Raw genomic sequence first — 24,019 nt, 5'->3', positions numbered from 1 at the left:
GCCTGGGTAAACCATTGCAGGCGGCAAAAGAGGGGATAGACCGCTGGTTGGCAAGAAAGTGCGGTTCATTGGTAATAATTCGCACTATCGGCTAGAAACACTACTCAGTCACCTCGGGCGTTTCCAGGCGGGCCTTGGCCATCGCCCGGGAGCGGTCCGTGGCACGTGCCTGTCCGTATCAGTCGACCCTTCTTGCACTGTGCTGTTCCGTTGTCGTCAAGGCGTATGGTACAGACGGCGCCATCACGCTGGATGCCACCGCCTCAACGCCGGACGCTGAGGGCGCCTGGGCCTGCCGACATCGAGCCGTTTCGACTTCGGCGGGGTATCACTTCAATGGGCAGAAGAAGGCGGTGACCTATGGGCCAACGTGGAGAACCTGAGGGACAAGAACGAATGTGCGTCCGCCAGGGGCGGGTGCCTGATCCGCAATTGGTCAGAGGGATGCCTGTGGATTATTGCGGAGCAAGCGGCAGCGGCGCGCTAGCGGCGCCAATCCGGCCTGCGGCGCGCCCTACCAGAGGGCCACTGCCGCCGCGCCAATCACCCGGCCAAACACCGCCAGCGCCGTGTCCACGTCCTCTTCGCGGGTGTAGCGCCCGACGCTCAGGCGCACGCTGTTGCGCGCCTGGCGCTCGTCGAGGCCGAGGGCCAGCAGCACGTGGGACGCCGCATTGCTCGCCGAGTTGCACGCCGAAGTGCTCGACAGCGCCAGCTCGCCCGCCAGGGCCAGGCTGTTGAAACCCTTGGCATCGATGCACAGGTTGAGGGTATGGGGAATGCGATGCTCCGCGCAGCCGTTGAGCGTGACCCCGGGCATTGCCAGCAGGCCGTCGCGCAAGCGCCGGGCGAGTTGCTCCAGGCGCTGGTACTCCGCCGCGCCGGGCTGGCCGGCCAGGGCGAAGGCACTGCCCATGCCGACGATCTGGTGGGTGGCCAGGGTGCCAGAGCGCAAGCCGCGCTCATGGCCGCCGCCGTGCATCTGCGCACGCATCGCCGGGCGGGCGCGAGGGCCGACGTAGAGGGCACCGATGCCCTTGGGGCCGTAGACCTTGTGCGCCGAGAACGACATCAGGTCGACCGCGTGCTGCGCCAGGTCGATCCGAACCTTGCCCACTGCCTGCGCCGCGTCCACGTGCAGAAGCGCACCGTGCTCGCGGACGGTTGCACCGATGGCGGCAAAGTCGGTCACCGTGCCCAGTTCGTTGTTCACCGCCATCAGCGACACCAGGCGTGTGTCCGGACGCAGCGCGGCCTGGACCGCTTCGGGCTGGATCAACCCTCGAGCATCCGGGGCCAGGCGGGTCACTGCCCAGCCCAGGCGCTCCAGCTCGGCGGCGGTGTCGAGGATGGCCTTGTGCTCGATCTGGCTGGTGATCACATGCCCCGGCTGCGCGCAGCCCTGGGCGATGCCCTTGAGCGCGAGGTTGTTGGATTCGGTTGCGCCGGAGGTCCAGACCAGCTCGTCGGGCTGCGCGCCAACCTGCTCGGCCACCTGCTGGCGGGCATGCTCGACGGCTTCGCGGGCCGCCTGGCCGTGGAAATGGCCGCTTGAGGCGGGGTTGCCGAAGTTCGCCTCACGGCCCAGGCAGGTGAGCATGGCGGCGATGACCTGGTCATCGACCGGTGTGGTGGCGGCGTAATCGAAGTAGAGCGGGGTGCGGGGCATGATCGTGGGCGGGTCCGTGGGTGGACGCCGCCTGTCGGCATCCATGGACTCATGCTAGGGAAATGGTGATATGAATGTTTTCCAATTTTGCCAACTTGCGGGGATTTCGGGAAAAACTTCTACTAGATTTTTGCTTGGAGGTAGAAAATTTTTTTGTGTATCAAAGCCACTGCCATGGCGCCTGCTTGGTGACCATCACCAGCACGATCAGGAACATCCCGGTGAACCCCGCCACCCCCATCCACAGCCACGGACGGTACATCTGCTGGTAGTCCTCGCCCAGCGCCGTGCCGTTGCCGGCTGCCTGGGCGGCGAGGCGCTGCATGCGCGCCTGCAACAGCAGCACTGGCAGCCACAAGGCGCCGACCGCAAAGAAGATCAGCAGCGCGGCGCGCAGCCAGTCGGCGGACCAGGGCATGCCGGTCATGCTGACCATGGCGTAGCCGGTCAGCAGCTGCAGCACGCCCGCCGGGGTGGTAATCCAGGCGTCGAAGCGCACCACCATCCGCGCCACCGCGGCGATCACCCGCGGGTCGCCGCTGCGGTTGGCGGCGATCAGGTACAGGTACGAGCCCATGCCGAAGCCGAAGAGAAACACTGCGGCGATGATGTGCAGGTACTTGAGCAGCAGGTAGCTCATCTCAGCCTCGTCCGTGCTGGAAACTGACGCTGTAGCGCACCTTGTCCGGCTCACCGATGGCCGCCAGGTACCGTTCGACGCTGATCTCGCCGACGCAGGGGCGGGCGCCCGGTTCAGGCTGGTAGCCTTCGACGACCCTGGCCATCAGCGCCACTGCCGCGCAGCTGGGGATCTCCGGGCCCTTGTCGTCGCTGGCGCTGACCTGGGCCTGCAGGCGCAGTGGCTGGCCTTGCAGGTCCAGGCCGCGAACGTCGAGGTACATCGCGCTCTTGCCATCGCCCCAGCGTTCGAAACGGCTGCCCAGCCGATGCAGGCGTCGCGCCCAGGGCAGCGGGTCGTGCACCAGGCCGTACTTGACCAGCAACGCCAGCGCGGCATTGGCCAGGCCGCCGAGCATCAGCCCGGAGCCGGCCTTGAACGCCAGGTCACGGGCGCCGTAGCGTGTGGCGAAGATGTCCATGTCCGGCACGTCGACGTCGTTCAACAGGCGCCAGCCGAGCCCGGGCAGATGGCGCAGCTGCAGGCCGAGCCAGCCGTCCACGTTGCACGGGCGGCCGTCGCGCCACTGGCGGATCGGCCTGCCGGCATAGGCCAGCACGCCTTCGATGGTAGACAGGCCGGGCATCTTCGCCGAGGAAGAAATGCCGTGCTCGATGCGGTCGATACGGCTGAAGTGATGGCGCTGCTCGTCGAGAATCGCGGACGACAGGCTCGGCACCGAACTGCAGCCACTGAGCAGGGTGACCTGGGCTTGGCGGGCACGATCGTTCAGTTGGGCGATGCCATTGACGAACAGCCGGCAGTCGGACAGGTCGCAGTAGTGCGCGCCGGCTTCGATGCAGGCCTCGGCCACGCGGTAGGGCTGGCCCTGGAACGGGCCGCCGGTGTGGATCACCCAGTCGATGCGCAGCGCGCGCAGGGCATCGGCAAAGCCGGGGGCCATCGCATCGCCGCACCAGCTTTCGCTGCCGTTCAACTGTGCAGCCAGTTGCGAGAGGCTGTCGGCATTGCGGCCGGCGATCACCAGTTGCACGGCGGGCATCTGGTTCAGGTGGCGGCAGATGATACGGCCGAAGTTGCCGTAGGCGCCGATCACCAGGATTCGGGGAGACATGCTGGGGGCCTTGTGCATGTGTCGGGGGAACGCGGGGCCGCCCTGCGGCCCATCGCCGGCAAGGCAGCCCCGGAGGGGTCAGGCGTCGTAGCCGAGGTTCGGCGCCAGCCAGCGCTCGCTCACGGCAATGTCCTGGCCCTTGCGCGCGCTGTACTGTTCGATCTGGTCCTTGTCGACCTTGCCCACGGCGAAGTACTGCGCCTGCGGGTGGGCGAAGTACCAGCCGCTGACTGCCGCCGCCGGGAACATGGCGAAGTGCTCGGTGAGGAACACGCCGCTGGGGCCGGTCTCGCCAATCGCGCTGCCGTCGAGCAGGCGGAACAGGGTTTCCTTCTCGGTGTGGTCCGGGCACGCCGGGTAGCCAGGCGCCGGGCGGATACCACTGTACTGCTCCTTGATCAGCGCCTCGTTGTCCAGGTGTTCGTCCTTGGCATAGCCCCAGTGCTCCTTGCGCACCTGCTCGTGCAGCCACTCGGCGCAGGCCTCGGCCAGGCGGTCGGCCAGGGCCTTGACCATGATCGAGCTGTAGTCGTCGCCCTTGTCCTGGTAGGCCTTGGCCACTTCCTCGGCGCCGATGCCGGCGGTGGTGATGAAGCCGCCGACATAGTCGGTCACGCCGCTGGCCTTGGGCGCGACGAAGTCGGCCAGCGACCAGTTCGGCTTGCCGTCGGGCTTGATGGTCTGCTGGCGCAGGTGGTGCAGGGTGGCCAGGGTCTCGCCGGCGTCGCCGTACACCTCGATATCGTCATCGGCCACCTGGTTGGCCGGCCAGAAGCCGAACACCGCGCGGGCGCTGATCAGTTGCTCGTCGATCAGCTTGTCGAGCATCTCGCGGGCGTCCTTGTACAGCGCCGTGGCGGCCTCGCCGACCACTTCGTCGGTGAGGATGCGCGGGAACTTGCCGGCCAGGTCCCAGGAGATGAAGAACGGCGTCCAGTCGATGTACTCGGCCAGGGTGCGCAGGTCGATGTTCTCCAGCACCTTGACGCCTGTGAAGCTGGGCACCGCGGCCCGGTAGGTGGCCCAATCGTACTGCGGCTTGGCGGCGATGGCCTGGGCGTAGCTCAGGCGCTCGGTGCGGGCGCTGCGGTTGGCGGTGCGCTCGCGCACCTCGACGTATTCCTGGCGGGTCTTCTCGACGAAACCGCTCTTGAGTTCCTTGGACAGCAGTTGCGTGGCCACGCCCACGGCCCGCGAGGCGTCGGTGACGTAGATCACCGCATCGTTGGAGTACTTGGGTTCGATCTTCACCGCCGTGTGCGCCTTGGAGGTGGTCGCGCCGCCGATCATCAGCGGCAGGTGGAAGTCCTGGCGCTGCATCTCGCGGGCGACATGGACCATCTCGTCCAGCGACGGGGTGATCAGACCGGACAGGCCGATGATGTCGCACTTCTGCTCGCGGGCGGTCTGCAGGATCTTCTCGGCCGGGACCATCACGCCCATGTCGACGATGTCATAGCCGTTGCAACCGAGCACCACGCCGACGATGTTCTTGCCGATGTCGTGCACGTCGCCTTTGACCGTGGCCATGAGGATCTTGCCCTTGGCTTCGGGTTTGTCGCCTTTCTCGGCTTCGATGAACGGGATCAGGTGGGCCACGGCCTGTTTCATCACGCGGGCGGACTTCACCACCTGGGGCAGGAACATCTTGCCGGCGCCGAACAGGTCGCCGACCACGTTCATGCCGCTCATCAGCGGGCCTTCGATGACCTCGATGGGGCGCGCCGATTGCTGGCGGCACTCTTCGGTATCTTCGACGATATAGGCGGTGATGCCCTTGACCAGCGCATGCTCCAGGCGCTTGTCGACCGGCATAGAGCGCCATTCTTCGTTCTCGACTTCCTTGGTGGCGCCGCCGCCCTTGTAGTCATCGGCGATGGCCAGCAGGGCGTCGGTGCCATGCGCGGTGCGGTTGAGCACCACGTCCTCGACCTTTTCGCGCAGGGCGGCGGGGATCTCGTCGTAGATCTCCAGCTGGCCGGCGTTGACGATACCCATGGTCAGGCCGTTCTTGATCGCGTGGTAGAGGAACACCGAGTGGATGGCCTCGCGCACCGGGTTGTTGCCGCGGAACGAGAACGACACGTTGGACACGCCGCCCGAAGTCAGGGCATAGGGCAGGTGGTCGCGGATGTAGGCGCAGGCCTCGATGAAGTCGACGGCGTAGTTGTTGTGCTCCTCGATGCCGGTGGCGACGGCGAAGATGTTCGGGTCGAAGATGATGTCTTCCGGCGGGAAGCCGACTTCGTTGACCAGGATGTCGTAGCTGCGCTGGCAGATCTCGCGCTTGCGCGCGGCGGTGTCGGCCTGGCCGACCTCGTCGAAGGCCATCACCACCACGGCGGCGCCGTAGCGCTTGCACAGGCGGGCGTGGTGCTTGAACTGCTCGACGCCTTCCTTCATCGAAATCGAGTTGACGATGCCCTTGCCCTGGATGCACTTCAGGCCCGCCTCGATCACCTCCCACTTGGAGGAGTCGATCATGATCGGCACCCGGGAGATATCCGGCTCGCCGGCGATCAGGTTGAGGAAGCGGACCATGGCGGCCTGGGAGTCGAGCATCCCTTCGTCCATGTTGATGTCGATCACCTGGGCGCCGGCCTCGACCTGCTGCAGGGCGACTTCCAGCGCCTCGGTGTAGTTTTCCTCGCGGATCAGCCGGGCGAACTTGGCGGAGCCGGTGATGTTGGTGCGCTCGCCGACGTTGACGAACAGCGACTGGCGATCGATGGTGAACGGCTCAAGGCCCGACAGGCGGCAGGCCTTGGGGATGTCCGGGATCGTCCGTGGCTTGTACTTGGCTACGGCCTCGGCGATGGCCTGGATGTGCGGCGGGGTGGTGCCGCAGCAGCCGCCGATAATGTTGAGGAAACCGCTGGCGGCAAACTCCTCGACAACCGCAGCCATCTCGGCCGGGGTCTCGTCGTATTCGCCGAAGGCGTTGGGCAGGCCGGCGTTGGGGTGGGCGGACACGTGGGTGTCGGCCTTGGTCGAGAGTTCTTCCAGGTACGGACGCAGGTCCTTGGCACCGAGGGCGCAGTTCAGGCCCACGGAAATCGGGTTGGCGTGGCGAACCGAGTTCCAGAACGCTTCGGTGGTCTGGCCCGACAGGGTGCGCCCGGAGGCGTCGGTGATGGTGCCGGAGATCATGATCGGCAGTTCCACCTGGTCTTCCTCGAACACTTGCTGCACGGCGAAGATCGCCGCCTTGGCGTTGAGGGTGTCGAAGATGGTCTCGATCAGGATCAGGTCGGCGCCGCCCTCGATCAGGCCGCGGGTGGCCTCGGTGTAGTTCTCCACCAACTCGTCGAAGGTGACGTTGCGGTAGCCGGGGTCGTTGACGTCCGGGGAGATCGAACAGGTGCGGCTGGTAGGGCCGAGCACGCCGGCGACGAAGCGTGGCTTGTCCGGGGTTTCCAGGGTCTTGGCGTCGGCCACCTGGCGGGCGATACGCGCGCCCTCGACGTTGAGCTCGTAAACCAGCGCTTCCATGCCGTAGTCGGCCTGGGATATCTGCGTGGCGTTGAACGTGTTGGTCTCGAGGATATCGGCGCCGGCGTCCAGGTAGGCTTTCTCGATCGCGGCGATCACGTCGGGGCGGCTGAGCAGCAAAAGATCGTTGTTGCCTTTGACATCGCTTGGCCAATCGGCAAAGCGCGTGCCACGATAGTCGTGTTCCTCTAGGCGGTAACTCTGGATCATAGTACCCATGCCGCCGTCGAGGATCAGGATGCGCTCTTTGAGTGCGTTCTGGAGTGCTTGTAAACGAGCGCTGCGGTCGGACATAGGACTACCTGGTCGGGCAAATAACAGAAGGTGCCGAATAATAACAAAGCTGCACGGATTTTAGGCGCATCGCCCATTCGCATGAATTTCCCTCATGTTAGTGCGACCCTCCAACACCTCAGGACCCGCCAGGCACATCGTGATGGCTTTCAAGAACCAGGACATTCGGCACATGCTGCATCGCATACTTGCCAGCGCCTTCGCCTTGCTCATCAGTGGCGCGGCGTTCGGGCAGGCCCCCCAATCGAGCCCGACGATCTCATACACCCGGGATATCCAACCGATCTTCACCGAGAAGTGCGTGGCCTGCCACGCCTGTAACGACGCTGCCTGCCAGCTCAACCTGGGCAGCGCCGAGGGCGCCGAGCGCGGAGCCTCGAAGGTGCCGGTCTATCAGGGCGAGCGCAGCCAGGCGGTGCCCACCACGCGGCTGTTCTACGACGCCCGCGACGAAGCGGGCTGGCGCAAGCAGGGCTTCTATTCGGTGCTGGACAAGCAGGGCAGCCAGGCGGCGCTGATGGCGCGCATGCTCGAACTGGGTCACAAGACCCCGCTCACGCCCAACGCCAAACTGCCCGAAGAGATCGTGCTGGGGCTCAACCGCAACAACATGTGCCCGTTGCCCCACGAATTCGACGCCTACGCCGGTGCCCATCCCAAGGAGGGCATGCCGCTGGCGGTCACCGGGCTGACCGACCAGCAGTACCAGACCCTGCAGCGCTGGCTGGCCGCTGGCGCGCCGGTGGAAAAGACCCCGATCCAGCCCAGCGCGGCAGAGGCGAAGCAGATCGCCGACTGGGAAGAACTGCTCAATCGCCCCGGCTCCACCGAGGCGCTGGTCGGCCGTTGGCTGTACGAGCACCTGTTCCTGGCGCACATCTATTTCGTCGGTGGCGAGCAGGGTCACTTCTTCCAGTGGGTGCGCTCGCGCACCCCGAGCGGCCAGCCGGTGGACCTGATCGCCACCCGCCGCCCCAACGACCCGCCGGGCACCGACTTCTACTATCGGTTGATCCCGGTGCAGGGCGTGATCGTGCACAAGACCCACATCACCTACCCGATGGGGCCGCAGAAGCTCAAGCGGGTCAAGCAGCTGTTCTACAGCGGCGACTGGCACGCCAGCGCACTGCCGGGCTATGGGCCGCGGCACCGGTCCAACCCGTTCGAGACCTTCGAGGCGATCCCGGCGGTGGCCCGCTACCAGTTCATGCTGGACAACGCCGAGTACTTCGTCCGTACCTTCATCCGTGGCCCGGTGTGCCGCGGGCAGATCGCCACCGACGTGATCCGCGACAACTTCTGGGCGCTGTTCCAGGAGCCGGCCCACGACCTGTACATCACCGACGCCCAGTACCGGGGCGAGGCCACGCCGCTGCTGGCCATGCCGGGGCAGATCGACGACGTGGGCAGCGTGCTGAGCCTGTGGCACGCCTACCGTGACAAGCGCAACGAGTACGAAGCCCTGCGCCGTGAGGCCTATGCCGAACAGCCGGCGCCCAGCTGGTCGACGCTGTGGGCGGGCAACGACAACGCACTTTTGAGCATCTTCCGCCACTTCGACAGCGCCTCGGTGACCAAGGGCCTGATCGGTGACGTGCCGCTGACCATGTGGCTGTTCGATTATCCGCTGTTCGAGCGCACCTACTACCAGCTGGCGGTGAACTTCGACGTGTTTGGCAATGTTTCGCACCAGTTGCAGACGCGGCTGTACTTCGACCTGATCCGCAACGGCGCCGAGATCAACTTCCTGCGCCTGATGCCGGCCGGCAAGCGCGGCGAGATCCTCGGCGACTGGTACCAGAACAGCGGCAAGGTGAAGATGTGGATGGACTACGAGGACATCGACACCAGCACTCCGAGCGCGCTGAAACTGGACAAGCACGACCCCAAGCGCGACTTCGGCCTCAAGCTGCTGCAACGCACCGGCAGCCTGAACGCCGCGCCGGACCCGATCAACCGCTGCCAGGGCGCCTATTGCTCGCGGCCCGGGCTGTCCGCGGAGTTCCGTGACGCCGAGCAATCGCTGAGCCGCCTGGTGTCGCGCCCGGCGGCGGGGCTCAAGGTGATCGGCCAACTGCCCGAGGCGAGCATGCTGCGCATCGAAGGGCAGGGCGGCCAGCGCCAGGTCTACAGCCTGCTGCGCAACCGCGCGCACAGCAACGTGGCGTTCCTGCTTGGCGAGGCCTATCGCTACCAGCCGGGGCTCGACACCCTGACCTTGTATCCGGGCGTGCTCAGCAGCTACCCCAACTTCATCTTCAACATCCCGACGGCCGATGTGCCGGAGTTCGTCGAGGACATGGAGGCGGCGCGTGACGACACCGACAAGTTCGAGCGCATCGTCATGCGCTGGGGTGTGCGCCGCAGCCATCCTGAGTTCTGGCGCTACTTCCATGACCTGAACAGCTACATCAAGGAGACCCAGCCGGTGGAGGCCGGGGTGCTGGACATGAACCGCTACGAGAACCTCTGATCGGTTGGCCGGGACTTTCCCGGCATCCTGCGGTCGGAATCGGTAGGTAGGCCCTGGGCTGCGCTGCAGCCCATCGCCGGCAAGCCGGCTCCCACAGAAGTGCGCGAACCCTGTGGGAGCCGGCTCGCCGGGCCTCAATGCACCGCCGATCACAGGGTATTTCATGCTGTATTCGCTTCAGGCTCTACGGGCATTCGCCGCCTGGCTGGTGGTCTGCCACCACTTCCGGCAGATCTTCTTCGACTTCCACGCCACCGGCCCCATCGGCCAACTGCTCGCTGATCGCGGCGCGGTGGGGGTGGACATCTTCTTTGTCATCAGTGGCCTGGTGATCTACCTGTCGACCCGCGACAAGGCCATCGCCCCAGGACAGTTCCTGCTCAACCGTGCCTTGCGCATCGTGCCCGCGTATTGGTTCTACACCCTGCTGATGGCCGTGCTGATGCTGGCGGCCAGCCGCTGGATGCCGCACCAGGTGTTCGAATGGCAGCACCTGCTGCTGTCGCTGTTGTTCATCCCGGCGGAAAACCCCGGTGGCTATGGGCTGTATCCAACGCTCAACGTCGGCTGGACGCTGAACTTCGAGATGTTCTTCTACCTGCTGTTCGGCCTGGCCTTCCTGGTGCGCCAGCGTCATCACCTGTGGCTGGTGACGGCAGCATTGCTGCTGGCGAGCGAAGTGCTGGGGCGCCTGGGTGTGCTGAGCCGCTTCTACAACAACGATATCGTCTACGAGTTCCTGTTGGGCATCGGCCTGGGTGTGCTGTATCGACGCGGGTTGATCCGCGAAGGGCTGTGGTTGCCGTTGGGATTGCTCGGTCTGGCGGGGTTGGCGCTCTATCACCTCGACGCTTCGCAGCGCCTGCTGCACTGGGGCCTGCCGAGCGCCCTGGTGGTGCTGGCGTTCATCGCCCTGGAGCGCTACTTCAAGGGCAATCAGGTTCTCAAGGCCCTGGGGGACTGTTCCTACTCGGTGTATCTGGTGCATGTGCTGGTGCTGTACGCCGGTCTATTCATCAGCGAGGGGCTGCGCCTGAACCCTTACCTGGTATTTGCCCTGTGCGTGCCGTCAATCGGACTAATGTCGTGGCTCAGCTACCAATGGCTGGAGCGCGGCCTGTACTGGCGGCTCAAGGCCGTGTTCACGGCGCGAACGGCGCAGGAACCGGCGCTGGCGCTTTCCCGAGTCAAATACTAGGACTTTGTTCGCACGCCGGGTTGGCGTACACTGCCGGCAAGTCTGTGAGGAACTTCCATGAGCGCTATAACCATTACCGACGCCGCCCATGATTACCTGGCCGATCTGCTCTCCAAGCAGAACACGCCTGGCATCGGCATCCGTATTTTCATTACCCAGCCGGGCACAACCTACGCCGAGACCTGCATTGCGTACTGCAAGCCGGGCGAAGAGAAGCCCGACGACCAGCCGGTGGGCCTGAAGAGCTTCACCGCCTACCTCGATGCGGTCAGCGTGCCGTTCCTGGAGGACGCGCTGGTCGACTACGCCACCGACCGCATGGGTGGCCAGCTGACCATCAAGGCGCCGAACGCCAAGGTGCCGATGGTCAACGAAGACAGCCCGATCAACGAGCGGATCAACTATTACCTGCAGACCGAGATCAACCCGGGCCTGGCCAGCCACGGCGGCGCCGTGAGCCTGGTGGACGTGGTCGACGACGGCATCGCCGTGCTGCAGTTCGGCGGTGGTTGCCAGGGCTGCGGCCAGGCCGACGTGACCCTCAAGGAAGGCATCGAGCGCACCTTGCTCGAGCGTATTCCCGAGCTCAAGGGCGTGCGTGACGTGACCGACCACAGCCAGAAGGAAAACGCGTACTACTGATCGCAGTGGTGACGCCATCGCGGGGCAAGCCCGCTTCCACAGGTTGTGGGAGCGGGCTTGCCCCGCGATGCTTTTCAGGCTTTGTGCATTGATCACTAGCAACAAAGTGTTACGGATTCAACCCCTGCGACAACCGGTCGCGCCCCGTAAACAAAGGGCTGCAGCCCGATCAGCCGGATGTCGGGTGGATGGTACGGGGGGGGGCGTGACAGAATGCCCCGGTTTTCTGGCCGGCCCATCCCAGGGGTCGGCACCTTCCCTGTAAAGGATGGTTCCATGAATGATCTGTTGACCCGGCGCGCAGTTGTCGCCGGGATGGGCGTACTGGGGCTTGGCCTGCTGGCGGGCTGCAGCCCGGCCCGTGGCCTGGACTTCAAGTACGGCAAGAACATGAGCAACGAGATCCTCGGGCGTAAGTTCAAGCTCAAGGACCCGCAAGGCAACGAGCGCACCTTGTCGAGCTTCTACGGCTCGATGCCGATGATCTTCTTCGGCTTCACCCAGTGCCCGGCCGTCTGCCCGACCGCCATGGCGCGTGTGGCGCAGATCCGCAAGATCCTGCGTGGCCGCGACCGCGACCTGTTCCAGCCGGTGTTCATCACCCTGGACCCGGAACGCGATACCCCCGAGGTGCTCGATGCCTACGTCAAGGCCTTCGACCCGTCGATCGTCGCCCTGACCGGCACCCCCGAGGAAATCGACGCGGTGGCCCGTGAGTTCAAGGTGTTCTACGAGAAGGTCCCGGCCGGCGATACCTACACCATCTCTCACTCGTCCACCAGCTACGTCTACGATACCCGTGGCACCCTGCGCCTGAGCCTGGGCCATTCCCTGAACGCCCAGGAATGCGCCGAAGACCTGGTCACCCTGATGGAGATCTGCTGAATGTCGATGCAACCGATCAAGCGCGGCCTGGCCGCCCTGGCACTGATGAGCCTGGCCCTGCCGGCCCTGGCCCAGACCACCGTGAGCGACGCCTGGGTACGCGCCAGCGTGCCGCACCAGCACGCCACCGGGGCCTTCATGACCCTGACCGCGAGCAGCGACAGCAAGCTGGTCAGCGTCGCCTCGCCCGTGGCCAAGACCGTGCAGGTGCACGAGATGACCATGAACGGCGACGTGATGGGCATGCGTGAAGTGAAGGCGGTCGAGTTGCCGGCTGGCAAGGCGGTGAAGCTGGACCCGAACGGCTTCCACGTGATGCTGATGGGCCTGAACCAGCAGGTGAAGGAGGGTGAGCAGGTACCGCTGACCCTGACCATCGAGGATGCCAAGGGCGCGAAGGAAACCCTGCAGGTGCAGGCTCCGGTGCGTGCGCTCAACGCCGAGGCCGGCGCCGGCCACGACCATATGCACATGAACCACTGATGCAGCACCCATCGCGGGCGATGCGGCGCTCCGACGAGCCTGCTCCCCCGCGATGGTTTTCAGCGGTCAGCTGCGAAAACGTGGCAGCGGCCGTTCGATGTTCAGCGAGGTCAGCGTCTTGCGCACCTGGGCGTCTTCGGCCTCGAGTGCCTTGAGGCTGGCGCGGATCTTGCCGGCGGCGGGCACGTCGCCCTGGCGGTCGATCCAGTCGGCGATCTCCTTGCAGGCGCTGCTCAGGCAGACCTGACGCTGGCTCATCAGCGACAGGAGCGTGGTGATTTCTCGTTCGGACATGGCGGGTTCCTCCGTTCAGCCTTGTGAGTGTAGCAGCGGCTGCAGCCGACGGTGTCAGCCGCGCAGATAGCGCAAATAGCCCAGGCTCAGCGCGCAGATGGCGAGCGCGATCAGCAGCAACCCAGGCGCCAGCATCTGCAGCATGCCGACTACCATCAGCCCCGCGCCGATCTGCAGGTAATACAGCAGGCCGAACAAGGCTGCCGCCGTACCCCGGCAATCGGCGTAGGCCACCAGTGCCGAGCCGAGCAGCAAGGGGATGGCCATGGCGAACGCGATCATCACCAAGGCCATTGGCGCGACGATCCACGGTGATTCACCGATTGCCGTCATGCCCAGGGCGCCGACCACGAGCAGCAGCGCGGCACCCTTCATCAGGGTGGCGGCCGCGACTGCGCGCCCCAGCAGCAGAGCATTGAGCCTGGCGCCAGCCAGCGAGCCGAGGGCCAGGCCCACGCCCGAATAGCCCATCCACTGTGCCTGTCCCAGGCGTTCGAAGACGAACGGCGCCAGGCTGTACCAGGCGAACACGGCAATGTTGAACAAGGCCACCAGCGCGCTGGCCAGCAGCACCCGGCGGTCCGCCAGCAGGCGCATCAGCACCTGGCGCAACGGTGTCAGCGCGGGCGCGGCGGCCTGGGTCTCGGGCATCGCCTGCCAGCCCCAGGCCAGCAGTGCCGATGCCAGGATCAATTGCGCGGCCAGCACGCCGCGATAGCCGAACGCCTGGTCCAGCCAGCCGCCACCGAGCATGCCCAGTGCGGGGCTTATGGCCAGGCATGCGCCGATCAGCGAGAACACCCGGGCCAGTTCCGCGCCGTTGTAGCGGTCGCGCAGTGCAGTCTGGGTGACCACCGAACCGACTGCGGCGGCGAAGGCGGCGACCATCCGCGCCGCCAGCAACTGGCTGAAATCGCTGGCCAGCAGTGCCGCCAGTGCTGCCAGGGTATACAGCGCAAGGCCCGCGAGCATGGTCGGCCGCCGGCCCTTGATATCGCACAACCGCCCCCAGAACAGCACGCCGACCGCGAAGGCGACGAAGTACAACGACAGGGTCAACGAGGCGTGCGCAGCGGAAACCGCGAAGCCTTCGGCCAGCGACACCAGAGCCGGGCTGTACAGGGTTTCGGCTATTTGCGGGAACATGAGCATGGCAGTGGCGAAAGCCAGCCAATAACGATTTTGCATGGGCTTGTCCTCTGCAGTTGATCGGAGGCCCATGGTAGGGTTGGCAAGCTATGATCCATTATCGTGATCAAGCCAGGAAATCAATGAAACAGGACAAGCTGCAATGGCATGGCTCGCACCCGATAGCGCCTTTGACCCGGACGCCCACCCAGCACCGGTGATCGGCATCTGCTCGGCCTTGGGCGACCATGATTCCGGCAACCACTGGCATGTCCGAGGCCAGGTGCTGTTCACCCGCCAGGGCTGCGTGCGTATCGACTCGCCGGGGCTGCTGTGCCTGTTGCCGCCGAGCCGCGCGGCGTGGATACCGGGCGGCCTGGCGCATCGTGCGCGGATGCGCGAGACGGTGGATTACCGCTCGGTGTACCTGGATGCGACGGCGGCGCAGGGGCTACCGGAGCAGGTGACCATCCTCGACGTCAATCCATTGCTGCGCGAGCTGCTCGAGCGGATTGCCCAGGCACCCTTCGACAGCGATTGGCGGCATGGGGCCAATCATCATCTGCTGGGCTTGTGTCGTGCCGAACTGCAGAGCGCGCAGCGCCAGCCAATGCTGCTGCCGCTGCCGCGCGACCGACGCCTGGCGCGCCTGGTGGACGGCCTCGATCGCTTGCCGCCAGCACTGGGCGAGTTGGCGCGGCAAGCCGGGGCCAGTGAAAAGACCATTGGCCGCCTGATGCGTCGCGACACCGGGATGAGTTACCAGCAATGGCGCCAGCAGTGGCGATTGCTGAGGGCGGTCGAGCGCCTGGCGCTGAACGTGCCGCTGGGCGAGATCGCCGATGAGCTGGGCTTCGCCAGCGACAGCGCCTTCATCGCGTTTTTCCGCGGCATGACCGGGCTGACGCCGGGCGCCTGGAGTCGTGCCGCTACGCCAGGTTGAGACAGGCCTGGCGATAGGCGCCAGGCGGCACGCCATAGGCCTGCTTGAACTGCCGGCTCAGGTGGCTCTGGTCGGCAAAACCCAGGGTAAAGGCGACTTCGAGGACTGATTGACCGCATTTGAGCAGTTCCCGGGCGCGGGCCAGGCGGCGCTGCTTGAGCCAGGCATGGGGCGGCAGGCCGGTGGCCTGGCGGAATACCCGGGCGAAGTGGAATGGCGAAAGGTTCACCGCGGCCGCCAAGGCTTCCAGCGACGGCGGATCGGCCAGCTGGCTCTCCAGCAGCTCGCGGGCGCGGGCCACGGCCAGCGGTTCGTTGCCGGGGGCGACGGGCTCGGCGCAATGGCCATGGCGCTGCACCAGGGCCAGCACCGCCTGGCGCCAGGCGGTCTGTTGCTCCAGGGCGCTGGCGCAGGACTCCGAAAGCCGATGCAGGTGGCTGAACGTGGCGGCCAGGGCCGGGTCCTGGATCACGCTGTCCTTGAACCGGGGCAGGCCATGGCGGCCCAGCTCCAGTTCGTCGAGCACGCCGGTGACCCGTTCATGCTCGGGGTAGAAACCACGGTAGCGCCAGCCGGCCTCGTGGGCGGTGGCGCCGGTGTGCAGCTCGTCGGGGTTGATCAGCACCATGCTGCCCACCGGCGCCAGGTGCTCGCTGCCTCGGTGCCAGAAGCGCTGGGCGCCAGACTCGATCACGGTGAACACATAGCCTTCGTGCACGTGCGGGGCGAAGCGCTGCTGGATATAGCGGGCGTGCAGCATCTCGACATCGCCCAGGGCGGGCGCCTGCCACAGGTGGGCCTGTTCGCGCAGTGGCGTGCTCATGCCAGCCAGCTGCGCAGGAGGAAGAAGATCAGCATGCTCGCCAGCATGCTCAGCAATACGCTGCGGGTCAACAGCACCAGGGCGATGGCCACCAGCGAACCGAGCAGGTAGGGGTTCAGCGGGCTCAGGTCGAGCTGGTGCTCGGGCAGGAAGATGATCGGCCCGCAGATCGCGGTGAGCATTCCGGGCACGGCAAAGCCGAGGAACTGCCGCGCATTGGAGCTCAGGCGCAGGGGCAGGCGCGGTTCGAGGAAGGCGTAGCGGTTGAGGAACACCACCGTGCCCATGGCGAAGATCAGCAGCCAGATCATAAGCGGCCTCCGGAAAACTTCTGGCAGACGAACCCGGCGGCCATGCCCAGCAGACCGGCGGCGACCAGGGCGGTCTCCCAGTGCCAGTAACTGAACAGCACCGAGCAGAACAGCGACACCGCCACGCACACCACGGTCGGCAGGTTGCGCACCAGCGGCGCGATCAGTGCGACGAAGGTGGCGACGATGGAGAAGTCCAGGCCCAGCTGGTCCAGGTGCGGAATGTTCTGGCCGAGGACGATGCCGGCCAGGGTGAACAGGTTCCACGCCACGTAGAAGGTCAGGCCCACGCCCAAGGCGTACCAGCGGTTGAACTGCTGCTGGTCGTGGTGACTGGTGAGGGCGAAGAACTCATCGGTGAGCAGGAAGCCCAGGCCCAACCGCCAGCGGGTCGGCAGCCCCGACAGCACCGGGCGCATCGACAGCCCGTAGAGCAGGTGCTGGGAGGTCAGCAGCAGGGTGGTGAGCAGGATCGAGAACAGGTTGGCGCCACCCTTGAGCATGCCGATGGCCACCAGTTGCGCGGCGCCGGCGAATACGATGGCCGACAGGCCCTGGCCTTGCCAGGCGCTGAGGTTGGCTTCGATGGCCATGCTGCCGGCGAGCAGGCCCCAGGGGGCAACGGCCACGGACAGTGGCAGGATGGCGATGGCGCCGTGGAGGAACGCTTGGCGGGCGAGGGGTGGGCTGGGCATGGAAGCGGCAACGAATCGACAGGGCAGACAAGCATGCCAGACAGGCCAGAGGGTGGCTTGAACGATCTTGCTTTGTTGTCGCCTTTGCTGGCCGCGTCAATAGGGCAAGCCCGCTCGCTCAGGCTTGAGCAGCGGGCTTGCCCTTTACTTCAACGCAACTCGACCTGGGCGCACAGCCCACCTTCGGCGCGGTTGCGCAAGGTCAGGCTGCCGCCCATGGCCTGGGTCAGCTGCTGGGCGATGGCCAGCCCCAGCCCGGTGCCGCCTGTACTGCGGTTGCGCGAGCTTTCGACCCGGTAGAACGGCTTGAGCACGTCGTCGAGCTCCGCCTCGGGGATCCCGGGGCCATCGTCGAGCACGCGGATCAGCGTCACGCCGTTCTCGCAGCCGACTTCCAGCTGCGCGGCACCGGAGAACTTCAGCGCATTGTCCACCAGGTTCACCAGTACCCGGCGCAAGGCGTGGGGGCGGGTTTCCAGGGTGGCCTGGGCGCTGCCGCTGCGATTCACCTGCGCGCCGCTGTCCTGGTAGTCGAACACCAGGCTGTCGAGGAAGGCGTCGAGGTTGACCCGGCACGGCGCCTCGGTGCCGCTGTCCATGCTGCGGGCATAGGCCACGCCCTCGCGCACCAGGTGCTCCATGGCGTCGAGGTCGTGCCACAGCTTGTCCTTCTCCAGCCCGTCGTCCATCTGCTCGACGCGCAGCTTCATGCGCGTGATCGGCGTCTGCAGGTCGTGGGAGATGGCGGCCAGCAATTGCATGCGTTCCTTGAGGTAGGCAGCGATGCGCGCCTGCAGCGCATTGAAGGCTACGGCGGCGTAGCGCACCTCGCGTGGGCCGCTTTCGTCGAGCAGCGGGCCGGGGCTGTTCGGGTCAAGGTTGTCCACGGCCTGGACCAGCCGGGTCAGCGGGCCGATGGCCAGGCGCACGGCGAGCCAGGTGCAGGCCAGCAGCACCGCCAGCTGGATCAGCAGCACTACTGGCAGCCAGGTGGCCACCGGCACCGGGGCCGGGGTGACGTCGATGGTCAACGGCGCGCCGTCGGCCAGGCGCAGGTGGGCCTGGAAATGCGCATTGGGGCCGGGGATTTCCTGGAAGGTCAGGCGGTAGCGGTCGCCGATGGCCTTGACGATGGAGTCGGCGGCCATCGGCGGGTTCTCGCTGGGCATGGCTTCGCCGGACAGCCCCTCGTCCAGCTGGTAGCGGTAGGTGCGCCGTTCCAGGCGTGGCAGCCAGGCCGGGCGCTCTGCGGCGGGCAGTCGGTCGAGGATGGCGACAGAGGTCGAGACGTCCAGCTCCAGGTTGCTGAGCATCATCGAGCGGCTGCTGACATAGCGCTCATACGCCTGCAGGCTGAACGACAGGCCGTAGGCCAGCACCAATCCTGTGAAGAAGATCAGCGCCAGGCGCGAGGCCAGGGTCCGCGGCCACTTCACGCCGGCGACTCCAGCAATTGCACCGGCAGCGAGAATACATAGCCTTCGCTGCGCACGGTCTTGATGCAGGTGGGTTCGCGGGCGTCGTCGCCCAGGCGCTGGCGCAGGCGGCTGACCAGCAGATCGATGGAGCGGTCGAAGATGTCCGCCTCGCGGCCCTGGGTGAGGTTGAGCAGCTGTTCACGGCTGAGCACCCGCTGCGGGTGGTCGAGGAATACCCGCAGCAGGCGGTACTCGGCGCCGGACAGCGCCACCAGGGTGCCCTCGCTGTCGAGGAGGTGGCGCGCGGTGGTGTCCAGGCGCCAGGGGCCGAAGGCGATCAGGCGCCCGCTTTCGCTGATGGTCAGGTTGGGCGGCAGCATGCGCGTGCGGCGCAGCACGGCGTTGATCCGCGCCAGCAGCTCGCGGGCGGAGAAAGGCTTGGTCAGGTAGTCGTCGGCGCCCATTTCCAGGCCGATGATGCGGTCGGTCTCGTCGTTGCGCGCGGTCAGCATCAGCACCGGCGTATTGCGGTGCTTGCCGGCGCGCAGTTCGCGGCACAGCAGCAGGCCGTCGTCGCCGGGCATCATGATGTCGAGGACGATCAGGTCGACCGTGTTGTTTTCCAGGAAGGCGCGCATCTGTCGGCCATCGGCGACGATGCTCGTGCGCAGGCCGTTCTTCTTCAGGTAGTTGCCGACCAGTTCGCGGATTTCGCGGTCGTCGTCGACGACCAGGATGTGATCGACATGCTCCATCGGGGTGTCCTTGTGAGTGAGGGTTGGGCGCAGTGTACCGAGCGAATCCGGGCTTGCCTGCCACGCTTTGTATTGCAGTGTATCTGGCACTGCCGTGGATACAGGAGGAAGCACGTCACAGCCTGGGTGGACACAAGCGCGATACCTGGCGGGAGTGAAATGGCTCTACCGGGGAGCGACGTCTCCCCAATGCCAAGACCTCGCATCAGGAGAACCACCATGACTATCAAGACCCTCGCCAGCGCCGCCTTGTTCGCCGTCCTCGGCCTCGGCGCCATCACCGCCCAGGCCAGCAGCACCTCGCTCAACGAGGCCAGCGTGATGCAGTACCGCTACGGCGACAAGCTGGATGTGAAGAAGGTGCTGTCGGTGAAGGATGACCGCAGCAACACCTGCGGCGTGGTCAACACCCGCATGGACTACCTCGACTCCCAGGGCAAGCCGCAGAGCGTCGAGTACCGTTCCTACGCCACCAGTGGCTGCCATGACAACTGAGGCGCGCGGCAAGCGCCGCCTGCTCAAGGCCGGCGGCGTGGCCCTGGCCCTGCTCGGGTTGGGCCTGGCCGGCCACCTGCTGGCCCGCGACAGCTATGGCCCCATGCCTTCGCTGGCCGGCGCCGAGCAGTGGCTCAACTCGCCGCCGCTGGCCGGCCCGGCCCTCAAGGGCAAGGTAGTGCTGGTGGATTTCTGGACCTACGACTGCATCAACTGCCGGCGCAGCCTGCCGCATGTCAACGACTGGGCGCGGCGCTATGGCGAGCAGGGGTTGGTGGTGGTCGGGGTGCATACGCCGGAGTACGACTACGAGCATGACATCGGCAGTGTCCGGGCGCAGGTGCAGCAGTTGGGCATTGCCTATCCGGTGGCGGTCGATAACGGCTACCGGATCTGGAACGCCTGGGGCAACCAGTTCTGGCCTGCGCACTACTTCGTCGACCGCAAGGGGCAGGTGCGCCATGTGCACTTTGGCGAAGGCGATTATGCGGGGCAGGAGCGGGTGATCCAGGCATTGCTCGATGAGCAGGGCTGATCCGTTGACAGTTCCGGCCCTATCGCGGGGCAACCCCAGGCGACATCATTCGCCGAGCCGCTGCTCCCGCGACGGCGGATAACCGAAGTACGCCGCATAGCACTTGCTGAAATGCGATACCGAAACGAAGCCGCAGGCCACCGCGACCTCCATCACCGACAGGTCCGAATACTGCAACAGCCGCCGACTCTTGGTGATGCGCAGCTCCATGTAGTAGCGCCTGGGCGAGGTGCCCAGCTGGGCCTGGAACAAGCGGTCGATCTGTCGGCGCGAGCGCCCGGAGTAGGCGGCCAGCTGGTCGAGGCTGAGGGTTTCTTCGAGGTTGTTTTCCATCAGCTCGACGATGGTGCGCAGGTGCAGGCTCATGGACTTCTTCGCTCCGGGCCCGACCTGGCGATAGCGTGCGCCGGAGAACGACAGGATCTCTTCCACGCCTTCGGCCAGGGCATCGCCGTACAGGCGCCGTACCAGGCCGAGCATCAGCTCCATGGCGCCATTGGGGCTGGCGGCGCTGAGGCGGTCACGGTCCAGGGTGAAGCTGGCCGGGGTGATGCGCGTCTGCGGGCTGATCTCGGCCAGGCTGGCGCGCTGCTCGGGGTGCACGCTGCAGCCGTAGTCGTCGAGCACCCCGGCGCGGCCGAGGAACCAGGCGCCGTTCCATAGCCCGCCGAGGGTCATGCCGTGGCTGGCGCAGCCGTCCAGCAGGCGGTCGAGGTCGGGGTATTTCAACGGCGTGCGCAGGCCGCCGCACACCACCAGCAGGTCGAGGTCGTGCAGGCTGCGGGGATCGAGTGGGCTGGCGATCAGTTCCAGGCCCAGGTCGCTGAGCACGCGATCGCCGCCCAGTGACAGCGGGGTGGAGGTGAAACTGTCGACGCGCAGCAGGTTGGCGGTGACCAGCACGTCCATCGCCACGGTGAAGCTGGCCATGGAGAAGTGCTCGAGCAGGACGAAGTCGACGCGATAGGGGCGCTGGTTGCCGGCGTCGCCGGACTTGAGCCGCAGCATGTTGCTGGTGCTGGTCTTCTTGCTGAATTGGCGTGGCGTGGGCACTGCGGACTCCGCTTCCTGGCTGGCGGGGTCGAGTGTGCGGTGGGGCGGGGGGAAAGACAACAGGGCGTTGGATGCCGCTGAAAACACAGCGCCCCCTCGAGAGGGGGCGCCGGTTGTTGCCGTGCGGGGTCTAGAAGTCGCCGCGCAGGGTGAACATGTAGCTACGCGGAGTACCGTAGGTGGTGCCACGGGTCCAGTAGCCCATCGAGTCGAAGTACTTGCGGTCGAACAGGTTCTCGACGTCCACGCCCACGGTCCAGTGCTCGTCGAGCTTGTAGGCGGCACGCGCGTCGAAGATAGCTCGGCCGCTGTTGTACGCCTCGTTGTAGGCATCGACGTAGGAGTTCTGCGCCGAAACGCCACCACCTACGCTCAGGCGGTTCCACTCGCCCGGGAAGGTGTAGTTGGTGTTCACGCGCACCATGTGTTTCGGGGTCTGCGCCGAGATCGGGCCACCTTCGGAGGAGCTGGTGGTGTTGTAGGTGTAGCCAGCCGCCACTTGCAGGCCCGGCAGCAGTTCGCCGGTGGCCTCGGCTTCGAAGCCCTTGCTGCGGTTGATGCCGTCGCCGTTGACCCAGCAGCGGCCGGCCGGATCGCTCGGGCAATTGCCACGGTTGGCTGCATCTTGCTGGGCGACGTCTTCCTGCTCGATGTAGAACACGGCGAAGGACACGTTCAAGCGTTTGTCGAACAGCTCACCCTTGATCCCGGTCTCGTAGTTCGAACCGACCGACGGGTCGAGCACGCTGCCGCTGACGGTGCGGTAGTTGGACTGCGGCAGGAAGATGTCGGCGTAGCTGGCGTACCAGGACCACTGGTCGTTCAGGTCGTAGATCGCACCGACGAAGGGTGTGAATTCCTCGTCCTGCCGGCTGGTGGTCACCTTCGGGCCGTTCCAGGCTTCGTTCTTGTACCAGCTCAGGCGACCACCGAGGACGAAGCTCAGGTCTTCGGTGGCGTGCAGGCGGGCGCTCAGGTAGGTGCCGTAGCGGGTGTCGATGGTGTCATCCATGGACTTCCAGCCATTGCGCTGCAATTCGGGGATATTGCTATGGTCGGGATCAAAGACATTGAGCGGGATAGGGCTGGGCAGCGCTATGGTGTTGTCCTTGTCGTTCATCTTGCGCTTGGACCAGTTGGCACCGAGCGTCAGCTGGTGGGTCAGGCCAAAGGCCTCGAACGTGCCGTCCAGGTGGCCGTCGACGGCATTGGAGGTCACATCGAACTTGTGGTAGCTGACGGTGTTGACCGTCGGTCCACCTGGGGCGTTGTACTCCAGCGTCTCGCGCGCGCCCCACTCGATGGCGCTACGGTTGTAGCCGCCTTCGGAGTGAGACAGCGCCAGCTTGCCGGTCCAGTTGTCGTTGAATCGGTGGGTGAGGTCGGCGAACACCTCGTCCATGTTGGTCTGCAGCTTGGTCCAGTCCTGCCCGAGGTAGGTCGAGCGCTTCAGGTGCGGGTTGCTGCCGTCGGGGTTGTTGGGGATACCCAGCACGCTGTAGCCGTCGATGCGCGAGGTCTGGCGGCGCAGGCCGACAGCGACCGTGGTGGCATCGTTGAGGTCGGCCTCGACGATGCCGTACAGCAGCGGCCGCTTGGACTTGGTGACGTCGGTGAAGTAGCCACGGTCTTCATAGGAGGCAACCATGCGTCCGCGCAGGGTGCCCTGGGGGTTGAGGCGGCCGCTGGCATCCAGGTCCAGGCGGTAGTTGTCCCAGGAGCCGGCGCGGGTGATGACGGAGAAACGCGGGTCGGCGGTCGGGCGCTTGCGCACCAGGTTCACCGCGCCGCCCGGATTGCCCGCGCCCACCAGCAGGCCGGAGGCGCCGCGCAGCACTTCGACGCGGTCGAAGATCGCCATGTCCGGGGTCATCCAGCCGGTGTAGGCGTAGGCCTGGCCTGGCACGCCGTCGACCATGTAGCTTTCGTCGGTGAGGTCGAAGCCACGGGAACTGAAGTGGTGGTTGCCATAGCCGCGGTTGGCGCGGGTGATACCGGTGGTCTGGGCCATCACCTGGTCCAGCGAGACCAGGTTCTTGTCGTCCATCAGCTTGCGGGTGACCACGGTGACCGACTGTGGGGTCTCACGCAGCGATTGCGCGGTCTTGCCGATGGTCACCGCGCCAGTGGTGTAGGAGTTGCTGCCCTCGGTGGTGGCACCCAGCACCTGGCCATTGATGGTGGTGGCGTCCAGGGTCATGGCCGAACCGGATTCAGCCGCGCCGCTGATGATCAGGGTGTTGTCCTGCACGCTGTAGCGAATCCCGCTGTTCTTCAGCAGCTCCCCAGCTGCCTGGGTTGGCGAGAAACGACCCTTGACCGGGCTGCTGCGCAGGCCCTGTACGGTCTCGGGGCTGAACAGCACCTGCAGGTTGCCCTGGCGACCCAGCTCTTGCAGCGCGCTGCTCAGCGATTGCGCCGGGATGTCGTAATCCTGCTCCTGGGCCTGCACTTGCGCTGCCAGCGGCAGGGCCAGGGCGAGTCCGAGGGTGGCCATGGCCGGCGAGGAACGCAGCATCCGGCGCAGCATCAGCGCCTTGCTCAAAGGGGTCAGTGTGTTGGCTGGTATTGGCATTTTTATGCTCTGGCTCAAGGTACGCAAAGTAAATGAAAATTATTCCGTTGCGAGTAGGACGCATGCGCATGCCAAAACCGGAAAAATATTTACGGTTGGCAGAG

21 protein-coding genes are annotated in these 24,019 nt (G+C 65.8%); 8 read left to right on the top strand and 13 right to left on the bottom strand.

Annotated features, from left to right (window positions below; genetic code table 11):
* Window positions 1–514: 514 nt before the first annotated feature.
* The 4 genes from C3F42_RS03675 to metH all read right to left on the bottom strand — a co-directional run bounded on the left by C3F42_RS03675 (window position 515) and on the right by metH (window position 7,209).
* On the bottom strand, window positions 515–1,669 hold the full coding sequence (locus C3F42_RS03675) for a cysteine desulfurase family protein (RefSeq protein WP_038705967.1): 1,155 nt from the start codon (window positions 1,667–1,669) through the stop codon (window positions 515–517).
* A 160-nt stretch (window positions 1,670–1,829) separates the two neighbouring features.
* Window positions 1,830–2,309, bottom strand: coding sequence for a DUF2269 domain-containing protein (locus C3F42_RS03670; RefSeq protein WP_038705968.1), 480 nt, complete (start codon window positions 2,307–2,309; stop codon window positions 1,830–1,832).
* Window position 2,310: 1 nt separating this feature from the next.
* Window positions 2,311–3,423, bottom strand: coding sequence for a saccharopine dehydrogenase family protein (locus tag C3F42_RS03665; RefSeq protein WP_104443986.1), 1,113 nt, complete (start codon window positions 3,421–3,423; stop codon window positions 2,311–2,313).
* A gap of 78 nt (window positions 3,424–3,501) precedes the next feature.
* The gene (gene metH / locus C3F42_RS03660; protein ID WP_094011181.1) at window positions 3,502–7,209 is read right to left on the bottom strand and encodes a methionine synthase; all 3,708 of its coding nucleotides are present in this window, start codon (window positions 7,207–7,209) and stop codon (window positions 3,502–3,504) included.
* A gap of 172 nt (window positions 7,210–7,381) precedes the next feature.
* Between metH and C3F42_RS03655 the strand changes: the two genes are divergently transcribed.
* The 5 genes from C3F42_RS03655 (at window position 7,382) to C3F42_RS03635 (ending at window position 12,890) form a co-directional block, all read left to right on the top strand.
* The gene (locus C3F42_RS03655; RefSeq protein WP_094011252.1) at window positions 7,382–9,682 is read left to right on the top strand and encodes a fatty acid cis/trans isomerase; all 2,301 of its coding nucleotides are present in this window, start codon (window positions 7,382–7,384) and stop codon (window positions 9,680–9,682) included.
* Between the two features lie 163 nt (window positions 9,683–9,845).
* Complete coding sequence (locus C3F42_RS03650) at window positions 9,846–10,880, top strand: acyltransferase (protein WP_094011182.1); 1,035 nt, start codon at window positions 9,846–9,848, stop codon at window positions 10,878–10,880.
* 57 nt (window positions 10,881–10,937) lie between these two features.
* Window positions 10,938–11,522, top strand: a complete 585-nt coding sequence (gene nfuA, locus C3F42_RS03645) for a Fe-S biogenesis protein NfuA (protein ID WP_023630602.1) — start codon at window positions 10,938–10,940, stop codon at window positions 11,520–11,522.
* 276 nt (window positions 11,523–11,798) lie between these two features.
* A complete protein-coding gene (locus C3F42_RS03640; RefSeq protein WP_031315095.1) occupies window positions 11,799–12,407 on the top strand; it encodes an SCO family protein in 609 nt (202 codons plus the stop codon).
* Complete coding sequence (locus tag C3F42_RS03635; RefSeq protein ID WP_038705971.1) at window positions 12,408–12,890, top strand: copper chaperone PCu(A)C; 483 nt, start codon at window positions 12,408–12,410, stop codon at window positions 12,888–12,890. It abuts the gene before it with no gap.
* A gap of 66 nt (window positions 12,891–12,956) precedes the next feature.
* On the opposite strand, the gene C3F42_RS03630 is transcribed toward C3F42_RS03635, so the two are convergent.
* The gene (locus tag C3F42_RS03630) at window positions 12,957–13,184 is read right to left on the bottom strand and encodes a hypothetical protein (protein WP_104443985.1); all 228 of its coding nucleotides are present in this window, start codon (window positions 13,182–13,184) and stop codon (window positions 12,957–12,959) included.
* Window positions 13,185–13,238: 54 nt separating this feature from the next.
* Entirely contained in the window at window positions 13,239–14,372 is a 1,134-nt protein-coding gene (locus C3F42_RS03625; RefSeq protein ID WP_038705972.1) for an MFS transporter, read from the bottom strand.
* Between the two features lie 103 nt (window positions 14,373–14,475).
* Here C3F42_RS03625 and C3F42_RS03620 point away from each other — a divergent pair, with 103 nt between their 5' ends.
* A complete protein-coding gene (locus C3F42_RS03620) occupies window positions 14,476–15,255 on the top strand; it encodes a helix-turn-helix domain-containing protein (RefSeq protein ID WP_104443984.1) in 780 nt (259 codons plus the stop codon).
* On the opposite strand, the gene C3F42_RS03615 is transcribed toward C3F42_RS03620, so the two are convergent.
* The 5 genes from C3F42_RS03615 to C3F42_RS03595 all read right to left on the bottom strand — a co-directional run bounded on the left by C3F42_RS03615 (window position 15,242) and on the right by C3F42_RS03595 (window position 19,257).
* Entirely contained in the window at window positions 15,242–16,078 is an 837-nt protein-coding gene (locus C3F42_RS03615) for an AraC family transcriptional regulator (RefSeq protein ID WP_038705974.1), read from the bottom strand. The genes C3F42_RS03620 and C3F42_RS03615 overlap by 14 nt on opposite strands.
* Window positions 16,075–16,389: an AzlD domain-containing protein gene (locus tag C3F42_RS03610; RefSeq protein WP_104443983.1), complete on the bottom strand. Its 315-nt coding sequence runs from the start codon at window positions 16,387–16,389 to the stop codon at window positions 16,075–16,077. Before C3F42_RS03610 ends, C3F42_RS03615 begins: the two co-directional genes overlap by 4 nt.
* Complete coding sequence (locus C3F42_RS03605) at window positions 16,386–17,084, bottom strand: AzlC family ABC transporter permease (RefSeq protein WP_038705975.1); 699 nt, start codon at window positions 17,082–17,084, stop codon at window positions 16,386–16,388. Before C3F42_RS03605 ends, C3F42_RS03610 begins: the two co-directional genes overlap by 4 nt.
* Window positions 17,085–17,233: 149 nt before the next feature.
* Window positions 17,234–18,520: a HAMP domain-containing sensor histidine kinase gene (locus C3F42_RS03600; protein WP_104443982.1), complete on the bottom strand. Its 1,287-nt coding sequence runs from the start codon at window positions 18,518–18,520 to the stop codon at window positions 17,234–17,236.
* The gene (locus C3F42_RS03595; protein WP_046855862.1) at window positions 18,517–19,257 is read right to left on the bottom strand and encodes a response regulator; all 741 of its coding nucleotides are present in this window, start codon (window positions 19,255–19,257) and stop codon (window positions 18,517–18,519) included. The genes C3F42_RS03600 and C3F42_RS03595 overlap by 4 nt, the downstream gene beginning before the upstream one ends.
* 219 nt (window positions 19,258–19,476) lie before the next feature.
* Between C3F42_RS03595 and C3F42_RS03590 the strand changes: the two genes are divergently transcribed.
* Both C3F42_RS03590 and C3F42_RS03585 read left to right on the top strand, forming a co-directional pair.
* Entirely contained in the window at window positions 19,477–19,752 is a 276-nt protein-coding gene (locus tag C3F42_RS03590) for a DUF2790 domain-containing protein (protein WP_023632725.1), read from the top strand.
* A complete protein-coding gene (locus C3F42_RS03585) occupies window positions 19,742–20,287 on the top strand; it encodes a thioredoxin family protein (protein ID WP_177410830.1) in 546 nt (181 codons plus the stop codon). Before C3F42_RS03590 ends, C3F42_RS03585 begins: the two co-directional genes overlap by 11 nt.
* Before the next feature lie 45 nt (window positions 20,288–20,332).
* Here the strand turns inward: C3F42_RS03585 and C3F42_RS03580 are convergent, their stop codons facing one another.
* Together C3F42_RS03580 and C3F42_RS03575 are read right to left on the bottom strand one after the other, a co-directional pair.
* The gene (locus C3F42_RS03580) at window positions 20,333–21,340 is read right to left on the bottom strand and encodes a GlxA family transcriptional regulator (RefSeq protein ID WP_104443981.1); all 1,008 of its coding nucleotides are present in this window, start codon (window positions 21,338–21,340) and stop codon (window positions 20,333–20,335) included.
* A gap of 130 nt (window positions 21,341–21,470) precedes the next feature.
* A complete protein-coding gene (locus C3F42_RS03575; RefSeq protein WP_104443980.1) occupies window positions 21,471–23,915 on the bottom strand; it encodes a TonB-dependent receptor in 2,445 nt (814 codons plus the stop codon).
* Between the last annotated feature and the right edge of the window lie 104 nt (window positions 23,916–24,019).

The sequence above is a fragment of the Pseudomonas sp. PONIH3 genome, from assembly GCF_002934345.1.
GTDB lineage: Bacteria > Pseudomonadota > Gammaproteobacteria > Pseudomonadales > Pseudomonadaceae > Aquipseudomonas > Aquipseudomonas soli.
Note: the sequence above shows the minus strand (reverse complement) of the source record. Positions and strands in the feature narration are given on the sequence as shown.

What these genes read in the sequence shown, in the direction of transcription:
- C3F42_RS03675 (WP_038705967.1), bottom strand. Translation starts at nt 1,669, where the DNA reads ATGCCCCGCACCCCGCTCTACTTCGATTACGCCGCCACCACACCGGTC.
- C3F42_RS03670 (WP_038705968.1), bottom strand. Translation starts at nt 2,309, where the DNA reads ATGAGCTACCTGCTGCTCAAGTACCTGCACATCATCGCCGCAGTGTTT.
- C3F42_RS03665 (WP_104443986.1), bottom strand. Translation starts at nt 3,423, where the DNA reads ATGTCTCCCCGAATCCTGGTGATCGGCGCCTACGGCAACTTCGGCCGT.
- metH (WP_094011181.1), bottom strand. Translation starts at nt 7,209, where the DNA reads ATGTCCGACCGCAGCGCTCGTTTACAAGCACTCCAGAACGCACTCAAA.
- C3F42_RS03655 (WP_094011252.1), top strand. Translation starts at nt 7,382, where the DNA reads ATGCTGCATCGCATACTTGCCAGCGCCTTCGCCTTGCTCATCAGTGGC.
- C3F42_RS03650 (WP_094011182.1), top strand. Translation starts at nt 9,846, where the DNA reads ATGCTGTATTCGCTTCAGGCTCTACGGGCATTCGCCGCCTGGCTGGTG.
- nfuA (WP_023630602.1), top strand. Translation starts at nt 10,938, where the DNA reads ATGAGCGCTATAACCATTACCGACGCCGCCCATGATTACCTGGCCGAT.
- C3F42_RS03640 (WP_031315095.1), top strand. Translation starts at nt 11,799, where the DNA reads ATGAATGATCTGTTGACCCGGCGCGCAGTTGTCGCCGGGATGGGCGTA.
- C3F42_RS03635 (WP_038705971.1), top strand. Translation starts at nt 12,408, where the DNA reads ATGTCGATGCAACCGATCAAGCGCGGCCTGGCCGCCCTGGCACTGATG.
- C3F42_RS03630 (WP_104443985.1), bottom strand. Translation starts at nt 13,184, where the DNA reads ATGTCCGAACGAGAAATCACCACGCTCCTGTCGCTGATGAGCCAGCGT.
- C3F42_RS03625 (WP_038705972.1), bottom strand. Translation starts at nt 14,372, where the DNA reads ATGCAAAATCGTTATTGGCTGGCTTTCGCCACTGCCATGCTCATGTTC.
- C3F42_RS03620 (WP_104443984.1), top strand. Translation starts at nt 14,476, where the DNA reads ATGGCATGGCTCGCACCCGATAGCGCCTTTGACCCGGACGCCCACCCA.
- C3F42_RS03615 (WP_038705974.1), bottom strand. Translation starts at nt 16,078, where the DNA reads ATGAGCACGCCACTGCGCGAACAGGCCCACCTGTGGCAGGCGCCCGCC.
- C3F42_RS03610 (WP_104443983.1), bottom strand. Translation starts at nt 16,389, where the DNA reads ATGATCTGGCTGCTGATCTTCGCCATGGGCACGGTGGTGTTCCTCAAC.
- C3F42_RS03605 (WP_038705975.1), bottom strand. Translation starts at nt 17,084, where the DNA reads ATGCCCAGCCCACCCCTCGCCCGCCAAGCGTTCCTCCACGGCGCCATC.
- C3F42_RS03595 (WP_046855862.1), bottom strand. Translation starts at nt 19,257, where the DNA reads ATGGAGCATGTCGATCACATCCTGGTCGTCGACGACGACCGCGAAATC.
- C3F42_RS03590 (WP_023632725.1), top strand. Translation starts at nt 19,477, where the DNA reads ATGACTATCAAGACCCTCGCCAGCGCCGCCTTGTTCGCCGTCCTCGGC.
- C3F42_RS03585 (WP_177410830.1), top strand. Translation starts at nt 19,742, where the DNA reads ATGACAACTGAGGCGCGCGGCAAGCGCCGCCTGCTCAAGGCCGGCGGC.
- C3F42_RS03575 (WP_104443980.1), bottom strand. Translation starts at nt 23,915, where the DNA reads ATGCCAATACCAGCCAACACACTGACCCCTTTGAGCAAGGCGCTGATG.